This window comes from Nitrosococcus halophilus Nc 4 (genome assembly GCF_000024725.1).
Classification (GTDB): Bacteria; Pseudomonadota; Gammaproteobacteria; order Nitrosococcales; family Nitrosococcaceae; genus Nitrosococcus; species Nitrosococcus halophilus.
In genome coordinates, this window is the sequence record NC_013960.1 from 3,887,615 (window position 1) to 3,901,852 (window position 14,238).

Genomic DNA, 14,238 nt, shown 5'->3' on the forward strand with positions numbered 1-14,238 from the left:
TCCTCCTTCATGATAAAGAGCGATCCTTGCTGGACGGTCCTCTTGTTCAAGATCTTGCAACCATTTTCAGCCCTTTACCGACTTCCCAAGGTAAATCGGCCAGTTCTTCAACCAATGCCGTCGTTTGCGTGCACCATACCCCAATACCTAGGGACAAAGGCAGATTCATGCAACAATAGCACTGGAGCTGGGCTAGAGTCTGGATAGATACGCCAATTTCACAACACTTGGGGCTCACGGAAACAGAAGCCCCAGATACCGACCACTTGAATTTGCAATTCTAAGCGATTTACTGTGAGTAGGGTAGAAGTAAAAGAAAAAAAACCACATTTGCCCTCCAAAAACGAGAGGCGAGTCTTTTGGGCCGCATTAGTTACCGGTACGTTTACCATTGTAGAAGCCATCGGCGGAATACTTTCCGGCTCCCTGGCTTTGCTGGCCGACGCGGGCCATATGCTGGCGGACACCGCCGCCCTGGTGCTCGCCTGGCTCGCCTTTCGTATTGGCCGTAAACCTGCTGATACGCGCCGTTCCTATGGATATCAACGACTTCAGGTGCTTGCCGCCTTAATTAATGGGATAGCTTTGTTTTTTATTGTTATCTGGATCCTGATTGAGGCTGTTGCCCGGCTATTGGAACCGGTCGAGGTACTTGGCGGGATTATGCTAATAGTGGCTGCCGCCGGGTTGCTTATCAATCTCCTAGCTTTCATCATCCTCCATGGTGGCGACCACCATAATCTTAATGTTCGAGGGGCTTTGTTGCACGTCTGGGGGGATTTGCTCGGTTCCATAGCTGCGCTAACAGCGGCTGGCGTTATTCTAGGAACCGGTTGGACTCCTGTTGATCCCCTTTTGTCCTTATTTGTTGCGCTTCTCATTCTCCGCAGTGCTTGGATGCTGATGAGAAAGTCAGCCCATATCCTGCTAGAAGGCACCCCCGACTGGTTGGATGTGGAGGAATTGCGTGGGAGGCTGACAGAGGCTATCCCAGAGGTAGAGGACATCCACCATGTCCACGTCTGGTTACTCACCTCTGAAAACCCGCTCCTAACACTGCATGCCAGTGTCCGCCAAGGGGCTAATTACGATCATACCTTGGTCGCCATCAAGGAATGTCTTCGGAAACAATATGGGATTGATCACTCCACCGTCCAAATTGAAACCCATAGCTGTGCAGACAAAGCATAAGGCTGAAAACCGGCTAAATGGCCCCCTTAGCATTTCTGCAATCCTGGCAATGGTCTACACTTTATTATGGACAATTTAGAAATATGTGATACCCAAATTTGCTAAAGCCATTAGCAATGGCGGCGGCGGCCGCCCTCAGATAAGCTTTAGGAGGGAAACCCTATGCCTACATTCATTATGCTAACGCGGGTCGAAACAAACGGAGCCCAGTCACCAAAATCCCTTGAAGAGTTGGAGCATAAGGTGATGGAACAAATTCAAGCTCAATGCCCTCAAGTCAAATGGCTACAAAACTATGCTGTCCTAGGCCCCTATGATTATTTAGATGTCTTTAATGCCCCCGATAATGAGGTTGCCGCGAAAGTATCTACCCTTATTCGCACCTATGGCCATGCCCACGCCGAAGTATGGCCGGCTACCGAGTGGGCTAGATATAAAGAAATGATACACGACATGTCCGATGTTAAAACAGCCCAGTAATAGGGAACTTTTTTTGGCATTCAAGGGACTACTTGCTCAAAAGAACTCAAATTCCCTAAGCCCGCGCATGATTAAGTGTGCCCGATGCTTGGCACCCTGTCCGGGCCGCTTACTGACTAGTTTTAAAATATCCTGAAGTATCGCCTACAGTGAGGGTCAAATACTTTTCCAAAAATCTGGTGGGCAAAGACTATGTGGTGAGTGATATACACGGGACCTATAGTTTATTGACCCGGGAACTGGAACGCCTCAATTTCAACTCCAGCCAAGATCGGCTATTCTCAGCAGGCGATCTGGTAGATCGGGGGCCTGAATCACCCGAAGCCCTCAAGTGGCTTGACTACCCCTGGTTCCACTCCTGCCTAGGAAATCACGACGAGTTCGTGATTAACGCCCAGAACCCAGACTTTGATGTGAGGTGGTGGGCGCTAGTCAATGGAGGAGAGTGGTGGCTTACTATGGACCCAGCCGCCCAACAACGTTTTTCGGATCGCTTCCAACAACTCCCGCTTGCTCTAGAGGTTGAAACGGATGGCGGCAAGATTGGTATCGTCCATGCCGACGTCCCCCCAGAACTTAGCTGGGCACAATTTACCGCCGCCCTCGAGCAGGGTAATCACTCCGTCCATGAATACGCCCTTTGGAGCCGCAATCGCGCCATGGGCAGATATACCCACCCTATTGAAGGTATTGATCGAGTTTACTGTGGGCACACTGTCAACGAAGATGGCGACATCAAAATCGTGGGTAATGTGTATTTCATCGATACCGGCGCCGCCTATAACCTCCCCCACTCTAAACTGACCATCCTACCTCTTACCTTCGAGCAAGATTGAGTTGTTTTTAATTTTTCAGCGAGTCGCAATACACTCCCGGCAAAATCTTTGATTGGACGGAGGAGCTTCACTCATGGGCTTCATCGCCCGTCGCCACAGGCCGAGTCCCATCGGTGATCCATTCACTCCAGGAACCGGGGTATAACCGGGCCCCCTGGAGCCCGGCGATTTCCATAGCTAACAAATTATGGCAGGCAGTTACCCCCGAGCCACACATGCACACGATTTGCTCTGGCGGAACCTCACCCATCTGCGCTCGAAAAGCAAGCGCTAGCTCACGCGGCGACAAAAAATTTCCCTGCTCATCCAAATTTTGCTGAAAAGGGTGATTCTTGGCCCCTGGAATATGACCGGCCACCCTATCGATAGGCTCCAGTTCACCCCGAAAGCGTTCTGGCGTACGCCCATCAAGGAGTAGGTATCCAAGCAGAGAGGCATGTTCTACATCTTCTGTGGTAACCGTCATAGAGGGCTGGACTCGAGTCTCAAAGTGAGCCGCAGCCGACTCGGGCAATTCGGTAGTCAGTGGATGACCCTCTCCTCGCCAACGTTGCCATCCCCCATCGAGAACCGCTACTGCCTCATGGCCTAACCAGCGCAACAACCACCATAAACGCCCGGCAAAGGCACCCGAGGCATCATCGTAGGCGATGACCTGGGTAGCCGAGTCCACACCCCAGCGGCCCAATTTTCCCGCAAGTTGCGCCGGATCGGGCAAAGGATGACGCCCCGTGGCAGGAGTCACCGGACCTGACAGGTCCTCTTCCAAGTGAACATAGTGGGCTCCCGGGAGGTGACTCTGCTGATAGGCATACCGACCTGCCGATGAATCCATGAGATTGAAACGGCAATCAAAGATAACGCTGTTAGAATTGCCTAGGACCCTTGCAAGTTCCGTTGGACTAATAATCGTACGGTAAGGCATCTGATTTCCCGCTATCCGTTCGTTGAAAATTAAATTCAAGGATAGCACTTACGACTATTCACTGGGAGCAACTAAAAGAAACACTCCGCCCCTAAACGGCTCGCCAGCCAACAAAACTTAGGCAGGCAATACCCATGCCTATCAAAGCCAAAGAAGACGGTTCAGACACAGCAGCCGGTGGCAGAGGATCTCGGATATTTGTCAACTGAAAAACGAAATCGTTATAATCTTGATCGCCTCCTCCATACAAGTCCTCAAACGCTACTTCGGTAATATATTGGGAAGATAACTCATCAAAAATTGTGACGGCTAAGGCGTGGGCAACACCATCACGATTACGCTCAGCCGGACCACTGAAAAAATTATCCCGTACGATAAGGTTAGGAGCCGTATAAAAAGCAAAAAGCCGAAAAATTAGCTCCGTACTGCTGTCAAATCGACCAAGACTTACCGTTGAGCCAATGGCGTCCACAGTGCTGTCAAAAATTAATAGATCCTCTCCTGTCGGACGAATTAGATATAAGTGGTGGGAGTATCTAGCATTTTTACTAACATACTCTGCGGTGACTTCCCCGTCTTCAACCACCCACATACCACCCCCCAATACAGGTTCCCCCAAATTTCCCTGAATAGGGGTGCTTAAAGAAACTGATGGAATAAAAAGCAACCATATACTTATCAGTACAGGCACAAATAAACTATCCCATTTTACAAAACTCATAGCCAATCCCTCCAACTTCTAGACGAGGACAAACCGCAATACGCGTGTTATACACTCCCTTAGGCATCATTATTCACCAGGATTCTTCTCTAGGGTTAGAAGGGAATTGCAATTCACTAGGACTAATTTGCTTGAGTTCATAGGCGTCTTCACTTTGAAACTAAGTGAAACACCACCATTCCAACTCCATGCAAGGGGCTTGGTAGATAAAGGATCCCACTATATAATTCGACAAGCCCCAGAATAGCCTAAGGAGAAATTGATGATCTTGCGCTACTCCGCCTGGATTATGCTTGTTCTTTCTCTTTTAGCCAGTACCCCTATGTCAGCACAGGAAAAAGAGGAGAAAGAACTACAGTCTGTACTCGGATGGGTCGAACTTGCTGAATTTGTGGGTTGGGGGGCAATCGCCAAAGTCAAAATGGATACCGGCGCACTAAGTTCCTCACTACATGCAACCGATCTGGAATATTTTCAGCGCAATGGCGATGAATGGGTACGATTCACCATTAAAATCGAGGATCAGCGTGGAAAGGAAGAGTGGGTTCAACAAGCATTTGAACGGCCGGTTTATCGCTTTGTAAAAATCATCAGCTCGAATGGTGACGGTAACCGCCGCCCTTCCGTATTGATGAAACTTTGTCTTGGAGGTGAAATTTACGAGGAACAGTTTACCTTAAATGACCGCAGTGATTTAACCTACCCTATCTTGTTCGGTCGACGTACCATCGAGCACCTGGGGTTCATTGACGTTACCCGTACCTTCACTACCCGTCCCCATTGCAAACCCGATGCACCCGTGCACGCCATTGAAAATCGCAAACTGGACGAAGACATCGGAATTTAAATTTAATCCTTCTTCGTATGAGGATTAAAACTTTTTTAAACTTGCCTTAGAAATCTATAACAGGCTCTCCTATCTTCCAACCATCATCATCGAGGGTAAAAGTGTAGTTCCCCGTATGGACAGCCCCTTTTTCTTGGCACTTAGGGGATAGATAGGAAAATGGCGTCAGCTTATCATAAACCCACTCATACCTAACAATGGCCCACTTGTTTTCAGAATTTCTCCTTTGTTGAATTTCAGTGACCTGCATTAATTTTTTTTCGCAAGACTTTACTTCTATGAAGATCCCCTTTTCGTATACTTTTTTTATTCCAGCGGCATACTTTTTACCTTTCTCCGTCATATTAATCAACACATAAAAATAATCTGAGTTTTGTTGCGACTCAAACTGTTGATAAGTAATAAACCCTTTATTTTTTAAAGGCGTTAATGACTCTTTGAGTTTAGGTAGTGCTGATTTATGGATAAACTCCTGAACATCAAAATAAGCCAGCACAGGTTCAAAGATTAATTTCTCTGTCAGTAGTTTCTCCGCGTCATGGACAGATAAAGTTTTTTTCGTACTATCCTCTGTGCATGCAACAATGACAAACAGACTTGTCAGCATGGCTAGTCCTATACGGGACCAATAAATATATTTTTGTTTTTTAGAAGCCACTACTCTGCCCCTTTAAATATTTCCAGCCATTAAATGAATCTGCCTACTTGAGAATAATGCATTGCTTTTTATGGACCTCAACAAGATAAAAATGATGATTAAACTAATAATACCATCACATTCTTGTTATTTTCTCACACTCCGCATTAACTTATCTCACCGTTAATCAGTACTTAGGCGTGGCTGATCATGTGGCATTTAATTTGCATATTTAAAGTCGATAGCAGCATAAAAGTATGGTTAGTATTGGCAACCGGGCACGTCATTAGCACAATAGAAAAGTGCCTATACTATATACTGGATATTACTTCTAGCGCGACAAATACTTAGAGTTACAGGGCTTAACTCCCGCAATTATTTGGGAAACGATACCTAAATATAGGGCAGTTAGAATTCACTACGCTTCAAGTGATGGCGCTGACAATTTTTTGATGCTTATCACGTCAAAACTTTGGCATCCATAAAAGGTTACGGACGATTCATAATGGAAGACCATATCAAAACCCATAGCTGGCCACTCCAGAGAATAAAAGGACGTACTCGTCACCTCCTATATAAGCTATTTTCTGTTCATCTATTGCTCAGCCTCACTATTGCAACAACGACCCTAGAGGCACGGCAGGAAGCCGTGGATCACAGCATCCAGGCTCCCCCCAGCTTAAAACAAGCCGTAACGGGGCTACAGGAAAACCCTCGTCCAGAGGAGGCTCCCATGCCTAAGGGGGATACAGCGACTAACCCCCCCCTACAACTGCTTGAGAAAAGCATCGACCCTGGCATGAAAAAACGAATCTTTTGGAGCTTGGGCTATACCTTTGAAGGGGTCCCCATCTCCGCCCCGGTACTCGTCATAAATGGGGATTATGCCGGACCAACACTATGTCTCACCGCAGCGATTCATGGCGATGAGATCAATGGTATTGCAATGGTCCATCGAGCCATTGCCGATATTAAACCTGATCAGCTTAACGGTGCTGTTATTGGCGTCCCCATTGTCAATTTATACGGTTATCGCCGCAGTTCCCGTTACTTACCAGACCGACGAGACTTGAATCGGTACTTTCCCGGAAGTCCCAATGGCAGTTCAGCCGCCCGCATTGCCCACTCCTTTTTCCATCAGATCATTACCCACTGCGATGCCTTGGTAGACCTGCATACCGGTTCTTTTCACCGGACTAATCTTCCCCAAGTACGGGCAGACCTAAGCCATCCCAAAGTTCTGGAACTAGCTTATGGCTTCGGTGGCGTAGCCGTAGTCCACAGCGAAGGCATCTCTGGAACCCTGCGCCGGGCAGCCACGGAAGTCGGTATTCCCAGTATTACCCTTGAAGCCGGAGAACCCAAGCGCTTGCAACTTCGGGAAGTCAACCAAGGTTTAAAAGGAATTAAAAGCTTAATGAAAAAGTTAGGCATGCTTAAGGGGGCCAAAACAGAATCTGTTCCAGAAGCCGTGTTCCACCAAACCAAGTGGATACGTACCCATCGTGCGGGAATCCTGCTCTCTAAGGTCCAACTCGGTGAGCCAATCAAGGCAGGCCAGCAGCTAGGAATCATTACCGATCCAATCACCAATCAGGAGACAGCTATTGTTTCCCCCTATGACGGCCGGGTCCTCGGCATGGCCCTCAATCAGGTGACAATACCTGGTTACGCCGCTTATCACATCGGCATCAAAGCCGATAAACCAGGGCCTACCGAGGAATCATCCGAACACGTCGCCGCAAAGACCAAGGCCTCTGATTACTCAGACGGCGAAGAATAAGCCGTAAGAAGCCAATGAACCCCGGATGGATATCTCCCATGTAATTTACAAAATTACCTTTATCATGATTCCGGCAGGGGTAGGATAAATACCTATGAATAAAATATAAGGTGTTTTAGGAGCGAGCTAGCGGTGTTCCCTGTCCCCTGGCTCCACACCACCTGCTCGCTCCAGGAATACGTCAAAACTTTTACTGAGATACTTAACGGCTGGAATAACAGGGAAGCTGAGACTGAGTTTTGCGCTTATCTGGAATAGGGATGACTAAGTGAATAAGGCCCCCCCATCTACTTTCCGGCAGGCCATCGAAGAAGGCTTCATCCTTGATGTGCTCAAACGCTACATGACCTACACCATGGCCTCTAAGCTCGCCGAGCAGCAACGCTCCCTAGATAAAGAAAGAGAGCGTACCTACCCCGTATTCCCCTGGGTGCAATGGCCTCCCGATAGCTTGGACATTGAGCGGAAGGCTATGGTCATTATTGAACACTTCCGTCACCATGTGGCCCGACTGTTGAGCGGTCAAGCCAAGGCTGTGTTGATCACCCCCTCCTCTCAAGCAGCAGTCCGTTACCAACAAGCCTTTCAGCACTACACCGCTACTCAGCAGTATCAGGACATCCAAACCCTACACGACTATCATCAGGTGATAATTGGCACCCATAAATTTCAAGGGGACTTTCCTCAATCCACACTCTGCGCCCTGTATGTGGACAAGAAACTTGCTGGCACCGATTGCGTCCAGACTCTATCGCGGCTAAATCGCCCCTATCCCGGCAAAAGGACCCCCTTCATTCTAGACTTCGTCAACCCGCCGGAACAGATATTGAATGCCTTTCGGCCCGATTATCCCGATGCTGAGCTGACCACTGTCTCCAATCCCGAAGGAATTTATCAGCTCCAAGCTCAATTAGATGAGGCACGCATCTATACCTGGCAGGATGTGGAATCCTTTGCCGCCGCCTTCTTTGATCCTAAACAAGCTTTGGATCGGCTGCACTACCATTGCCAACCTGCGGTGGACCGCTTCCGGGAGCGGTACCGGGAGGTTACCAAGATTACCCAGGCAGCCCAACAAGCGGAATGGAAGGCCACCGCTACCGGCGATAGGATCCGCAGGGAAAACGCTCGCCACGATTTTCAACAGGCTGGGGAAGCCAAGGAAACCCTGGATCAGTTCAAGAAAAATCTGACCAGCTTTATTTGCTGCTATGAGTTCATCTCCCAGATCGTGGACTATGGCGACCAGGAGTTGGAGAAACTCAATATCTATGCCCGCTACCTCCACCCCCTCCTGGAGGAGAAGCAGTGGGATGAAACTATCGATGATCTATCCGCCGGGGAATTTGAGCACTACCGGCTGAATAAGATTTGCGAACAGGAGTTTAAAACTGCCCAGCAGGAAACCCAAAACAAACCCCGTAACGCCGAAAAGACGGGTTGCCAGGTGGAGAAGGAGTTCCTCATCGCCCGCCTTAACCCCCTACTGGCAGGCGAAAGACTTAGTGGCCAAGATCGCTTGAACTATCTACACACCATCAAAGACAAACTTCTAGAAAACCCAGCAATCGCCGCCCAGCTAGAAAACCAGCCACAGGACCAGGACCCGCTTCTATTGAATGATTTCTCTCAGGCGGTACAGCAGGCAGTCATGGAGAGTTTAAAAAATCATCATGAAATAGCGGCCCAATTGCTCCACAATGAAGTTGTGGCTAAAGAGTTTAGTCGCTTTCTGCTAGATCTGCTTTTGCTTAAGCATGAGTAGTCGCCTGCGCCTAGGCTCAGTGACGAATTTTTACCCACTTCCCTTTCCCTCTCCTAAACTCAAGGTATATGAGGCACCCTTTTGTGGGCTAAACCTTGCCTAGCTTGCTAACAGTTCAGCGGCTTACATAATGACCCAAATGAACGAAGAACTGCGAGAACGAGAAGCTCAATATCGGCTTCAAGCACAAATCATCGATCAGATCCACGATGCTGTCACCAGCATCGATTTGAAAGGCGCTATTACCTATTGGAACAAAGGGGCGGAGCGGCTAAGTGGTTATAGTGCCGTAGAGGCACTGGGAAAGCATATTTCCTTCATCTATCCGGAGGAAGAACATACTTTTCTTGAGCAGCAAGTCATCCGTCCCCTGGAGGAAAAGGGCCACCATGAAGTGGAAGTCCGCTTACGCAGAAAATCGGGGGAGGACTTCTATGCCCATCTGGCCCTCTCTCTGTTGATGGACCAAGAGGGTGCAGTCACAGGGATGATTGGGTATGCCATGGATATCACCATGCGCAAGCAGGCTGAAGAGGCCCTACGGGAGAGTGAGGCCCGCTATCGTAAATTGGCGGATTTGCTCCCGGTGGCCGTCTATACCTGCAAGGCGCCCAAAGGCACCCTGCAATATTACAATCAACAGGCCGTGGAACTCTGGGGAAGAGAGCCCCTATGCAACGATGACGAAGAGCAGCTTTGCGGTCCCTTGAAGCTATACCAAAGAGATGTGGCTACCCTATCCCACCCCCAATCACCCATGGCCATTGCCTTGACCCAGGGCATCAGCTACCGCAACCGGGAAGTTATCATCGAACGGCCAGACGGCTCACGGGTCATTGCCCTGGCGAATATTGACCCGATTAAAAATCGGGAAGGAAAAGTCATAGAAATTATTAATGTTTTGCAGGATATCACCTATCTTAAACGGGCAGAGGAGGCGCTGCGTGACAGTGAGGCCCGCTATCGGGCCCTTTTCGACGGCTCACCTTCGGGTATCTTGATGCTGAATCCCTCCGACTTGACTTTTGTCGAGTTCAACGACCAGGCCCACCTCCAGCTAGGCTACTCCCGAGAGGAGTTTGCGCAGCTCACCCTGCCGGATATCGAGGCTGCCACCTCCCCTGAACAGAGCCTGGAGCATGCCTGCTATTTTGTCCAAGCACTGGGAATAGACAAACAGGAATTCGAAACCCATTATCGGACCAAAAGGGGGAAAATCCATGATGTGTTGGTGACCGGAAGACCATTACAGATCCAGGGTCATACTTATCTCTGCGCAGTCTTTCAAGATATCACGGAACGTAAACGGGCGGAAAAAGCATTACAGGAAGCGGATCGACGCAAGGACGAATTTCTGGCCCTGCTGGCCCATGAGCTGCGCAATCCCTTGGTCCCTATCCGCAATGCAGTCCAATTACTCAAACTTCAGTCAGAGCCATCCCTGCCTCATCTCCAGCAGGCTTGCGGGCTTATTGAACGCCAACTCAACCATCTCACCCGTCTAGTAGATGATCTGCTCGATGTGGCCCGGATTACCCGCGGCCGCATTACTTTGCAAAAGAGTCGGGTAGACATGGCCCGCTGTGTCGTCCAAGCCGTGGAGGCAATCCGCTCCCTCTTGGATGAAAAAGGCCATGACTTAACCCTTAAGCTCCCCCCTTTTCCGCTACAGGTAGAAGCTGACCCAGTGCGCCTTGCCCAAGTGATAGAAAATCTCCTCCATAACGCCGCGAAATATACCCATGAGGGGGGACGGGTTACGCTCACCTTAACCCAAGAAGGGCAACAGGCAGTACTGACGGTTACCGATAACGGCATTGGGATTCCCCCAGAGTTGCTGCCCCATATTTTTGACTGCTTTGCTTATAGCGAGCGTCCGTTAAACCACCCCTCGCCCCAAGGCGGCCTTGGCTTGGGGCTTAGCTTGGCCAGAAGCCTGCTGGAGATGCACGGCGGCCAGATAGGGGCGACCAGCCCAGGACTCGATCAAGGCAGCACTTTTACCGTACAACTGCCCCTGGCCAAGGAAAACCCCCAACCTACCGCTACCCCAGGGGCAGAAGAGGCCCCGACGGTCTCTTGCCGACGAGTACTGGTGGTGGATGATAACCGGGATATTGCCCACTCTTTTGAGACTCTACTTGGCTTATGGGGTCATCAAGTGCAAACTGCACCTGACGGCCCAGCGGCCCTAAAAGCCACTCGCACCTTTCAGCCGGAGATTATCCTCTTGGATATTGGGTTGCCAGGCATGGATGGCTACGAAGTGGCCCGCCACTTGCGGGCAGAATATGGACAACACATAAAGATTTTTGCCTTGACCGGCTATGGCCAAGAACAGGATAAAAAACGTGCAAAAGAGGCGGGCTTTGACCATCATTTGACAAAACCGCCACCAATGGAAACCCTCAAGAAGTTGCTTGCTGGCTCCTGACCTTCCACCTAACGGCAATCAATTGAATACCCATGAGTCCGATCCGAATTAATTTATATAGTGATACTCAGACCTTACCCACTCCGGCAATGCGAAAAGCCATGGCCGAAGCGCCTGTGGGGGATGAACAGCGAGGTGAAGACCCCACCGTGAACCGCCTCTGTGAGGTGGTGGCTGAACTAACCGGCAAGGAGGCTGCCGTATTTTTGCCTTCAGGAACCATGTGCAATGAAATCGCCATCTGCGTCCATTGCCGACCCGGCGATGAAATCATTACCGACCGCACGGCTCATATCCTTAACTTGGAAGGCGGCGCTCCCGCCGCCCTCAGCGGCGCCTCTATCTGGCCCCTAGAAGGAAGCCATGGTGTATTCACCGCGGAACAAGTCCAGCAAGGGATCCGTCCAGAGAGCCGACATACACCCCGCTCCCGGCTGGTTTGCGTAGAACAAACCGCCAACCTAGGTGGCGGTACCGTCTGGCCCCTGGAGACGATCCAATCAGTAGCGGAAGTGGCTCGAACCCACCAGCTGGCACTGCACATGGACGGGGCACGTCTTTTCAATGCGGTCATAGCGGCCGGCATCGAAGCAAAAAAGTATACGGCACCCTTTGATAGCGTGTGGTTTGACTTAAGCAAAGGCCTTGGCTGCCCCGTGGGAGGAGTACTGGCAGGAAGTGCCGCTTTCATTGAGGAAGCCTGGTGGTGGAAACAGCGCCTCGGGGGGGCAATGCGTCAGGCCGGCATCCTCGCCGCCGCCGGTCTCTATGCCCTAGAGCACCATATTGAGCGTCTCGCTGAGGATCATCGGAATGCGCGCCGATTTGCCGAATATATTGCCGAGATTCCCGGTATCTCCGTTGCCCTGGAAACAGTGGAAACGAATATTGTCTTTTTTGATGTCACGGCTACTGGGTTGTCAGCGGTTGAGATCAGTGACAAGCTTAAATCCTATGGCGTGCTTATTGGTGCCACGGATAAAGCTCGGCTCCGCGCCGTAACCCATCTTGACATTTCCCAGACGGATATTGAAACTGCGGCAAAGGCCCTTCGAGAAATATGTTAAAAGGGTTCATCCAAGCGGTTAACCTGGATAATTTATGAGATCACTACAAAGGCACTAAGAGCACAAAGAAATCAGCTTGGTGGTGAAAAAAAATTCAGGTTAACTGTCCTTTCTAGGCTAACTTCAAGGTTATCCAAAAATTTCTAAAGGCTGCGGTATTTTTTGGCCAACCGCTCAACAGTCAGCCCCTGCACGACGATAGAGAACACCACCACGACATAACACACCGTGATCAAGAGTTCCCGTGACATAGTCGATGTGAGCGATAGAGCCAGTGCAATCGAGATACCCCCCCGGAGACCACCCCAGGTCATGATTATCCCTGTTTGGGGCGCTAACCCCAGGCGTTTTTTGAAAAGGCGAATGGGAAAAAATAACGCCATATAACGTGCCAGCAAGACCACGGGTATGGCCAGCACTCCTGCCAGGAGATATTGACCGTCAAAGGAAATGATAATAAGTTCCAGGCCAATTAGCACAAAAAGGATGGCGTTAAATAATAAGTCGAGCAGCTCCCAAAATTTATCCACATAAGCCTCGGTGATTTCTGACATGCCGCCAGAACGGAAACGTTCATGGCCAATCACGAGTCCTGCAACCACCATGGCAAGGGGTCCGGAGAAATGCAGGTAGTTGGCTAGCCAATACCCCCCCAGAACAATAGCCAATGTAATCAGCACTTCTATTTGGTAGTTATCAATAGACTTCATTAGCCCATAAGCAAGATAGCCCAAACCAAATCCCAGCAGGATACCCCCTCCTACCTCTTCAAAAAATAATAGGGCAATCCCTGTGCTATTTATCTCCCCACTACCGAGATGGGCAATGCTAAAAATGGTGAGAAATATCACCACCCCGATGCCGTCATTGAACAGGCTTTCTCCAACTATTTTGATTTCCAAAATTTTAGAGACCCCCGCTTTTTTCAAAACGCCCAGAACGGCAATGGGGTCGGTCGGTGAAATAAGCGCGCCAAACAATAAACAATGGATAAAAGGAACTTCCAAACCTAACAACTGGAATCCGGCAAACATCATACCTCCCACCAAAAAGGTGGAGACCAACACCCCCAAGGTGGCAAACATCATAATAGGGCCACGCATCGCCTTGAGTGAGTCCAGGTCGGTATGCAAAGCACCAGCAAACAAAAGAATACTCAAAAAGCCATCAAGCAACACTTCCTTGAAGTCTATTTGCGCAACAAGCTCTTTCTCAAACTGGAGAATATCGGGAAAAATACTACCCACCATTATGGTCACCGTAGAGAACACGATGGCAATAACCATTAACCCAATGGTGTCTGGCAGTTTCAAAAAACGGGCATTTAAATAGCCAAAAGTCGCAGCTAATACGGTCAGCAGAGTAACAATATTCAGTATATCCATTATTTAACTATTTTTTATCTGACGCTAAGATTACTTCTCCAGACTTAATAGAACTTTCAAGGCTAGAGTGGGATGGTTAATATTGATAAAGTAGCTCTATCATACCGAAAACGGACTTCCATTTCCGGTCCCTGGCCCACTGTCCCTATGAACTCTTGGTATACTTT

12 protein-coding genes are annotated in these 14,238 nt (G+C 49.4%); 8 read left to right on the plus strand and 4 right to left on the minus strand.

Annotation, left to right across the window (positions count from 1 at the left end; genetic code table 11):
• Positions 1-294 precede the first annotated feature (294 nt).
• The 3 genes from NHAL_RS18305 to NHAL_RS18315 all read left to right on the plus strand — a co-directional run bounded on the left by NHAL_RS18305 (position 295) and on the right by NHAL_RS18315 (position 2,507).
• Positions 295-1,191, plus strand: coding sequence for a cation diffusion facilitator family transporter (locus tag NHAL_RS18305; protein WP_013034639.1), 897 nt, complete (start codon positions 295-297; stop codon positions 1,189-1,191).
• 162 nt (positions 1,192-1,353) lie between these two features.
• On the plus strand, positions 1,354-1,671 hold the full coding sequence (locus tag NHAL_RS18310; RefSeq protein ID WP_013034640.1) for a GYD domain-containing protein: 318 nt from the start codon (positions 1,354-1,356) through the stop codon (positions 1,669-1,671).
• Between the two features lie 149 nt (positions 1,672-1,820).
• On the plus strand, positions 1,821-2,507 hold the full coding sequence (locus NHAL_RS18315) for a metallophosphoesterase (RefSeq protein ID WP_013034641.1): 687 nt from the start codon (positions 1,821-1,823) through the stop codon (positions 2,505-2,507).
• Positions 2,508-2,574: 67 nt separating this feature from the next.
• On the opposite strand, the gene NHAL_RS18320 is transcribed toward NHAL_RS18315, so the two are convergent.
• The gene (locus tag NHAL_RS18320) at positions 2,575-3,471 is read right to left on the minus strand and encodes a sulfurtransferase (protein ID WP_238985395.1); all 897 of its coding nucleotides are present in this window, start codon (positions 3,469-3,471) and stop codon (positions 2,575-2,577) included.
• A gap of 52 nt (positions 3,472-3,523) precedes the next feature.
• Positions 3,524-4,153: a DUF4114 domain-containing protein gene (locus NHAL_RS18325; RefSeq protein ID WP_013034643.1), complete on the minus strand. Its 630-nt coding sequence runs from the start codon at positions 4,151-4,153 to the stop codon at positions 3,524-3,526.
• A gap of 262 nt (positions 4,154-4,415) precedes the next feature.
• Between NHAL_RS18325 and NHAL_RS18330 the strand changes: the two genes are divergently transcribed.
• Positions 4,416-5,000 (plus strand): ATP-dependent zinc protease family protein, encoded by a 585-nt coding sequence (locus NHAL_RS18330; protein WP_013034644.1) that lies wholly within the window; start codon positions 4,416-4,418, stop codon positions 4,998-5,000.
• A gap of 46 nt (positions 5,001-5,046) precedes the next feature.
• Here the strand turns inward: NHAL_RS18330 and NHAL_RS18335 are convergent, their stop codons facing one another.
• The gene (locus NHAL_RS18335) at positions 5,047-5,658 is read right to left on the minus strand and encodes a hypothetical protein (RefSeq protein ID WP_041355194.1); all 612 of its coding nucleotides are present in this window, start codon (positions 5,656-5,658) and stop codon (positions 5,047-5,049) included.
• Positions 5,659-6,142: 484 nt separating this feature from the next.
• Here NHAL_RS18335 and NHAL_RS18340 point away from each other — a divergent pair, with 484 nt between their 5' ends.
• From NHAL_RS18340 to NHAL_RS18355, 4 genes are all read left to right on the plus strand, one after another.
• Positions 6,143-7,420, plus strand: coding sequence for a succinylglutamate desuccinylase/aspartoacylase family protein (locus tag NHAL_RS18340; RefSeq protein WP_013034646.1), 1,278 nt, complete (start codon positions 6,143-6,145; stop codon positions 7,418-7,420).
• Positions 7,421-7,688: 268 nt separating this feature from the next.
• On the plus strand, positions 7,689-9,185 hold the full coding sequence (locus NHAL_RS18345; RefSeq protein ID WP_049780692.1) for an HsdR family type I site-specific deoxyribonuclease: 1,497 nt from the start codon (positions 7,689-7,691) through the stop codon (positions 9,183-9,185).
• A gap of 130 nt (positions 9,186-9,315) precedes the next feature.
• Positions 9,316-11,619, plus strand: a complete 2,304-nt coding sequence (locus NHAL_RS18350) for a PAS domain S-box protein (RefSeq protein ID WP_013034648.1) — start codon at positions 9,316-9,318, stop codon at positions 11,617-11,619.
• A gap of 32 nt (positions 11,620-11,651) precedes the next feature.
• Entirely contained in the window at positions 11,652-12,686 is a 1,035-nt protein-coding gene (locus NHAL_RS18355; protein ID WP_013034649.1) for a threonine aldolase family protein, read from the plus strand.
• A 143-nt stretch (positions 12,687-12,829) separates the two neighbouring features.
• Here NHAL_RS18355 and NHAL_RS18360 read toward each other — a convergent pair whose 3' ends face one another.
• The gene (locus tag NHAL_RS18360; RefSeq protein ID WP_013034650.1) at positions 12,830-14,071 is read right to left on the minus strand and encodes a cation:proton antiporter; all 1,242 of its coding nucleotides are present in this window, start codon (positions 14,069-14,071) and stop codon (positions 12,830-12,832) included.
• Positions 14,072-14,238 lie beyond the last annotated feature (167 nt).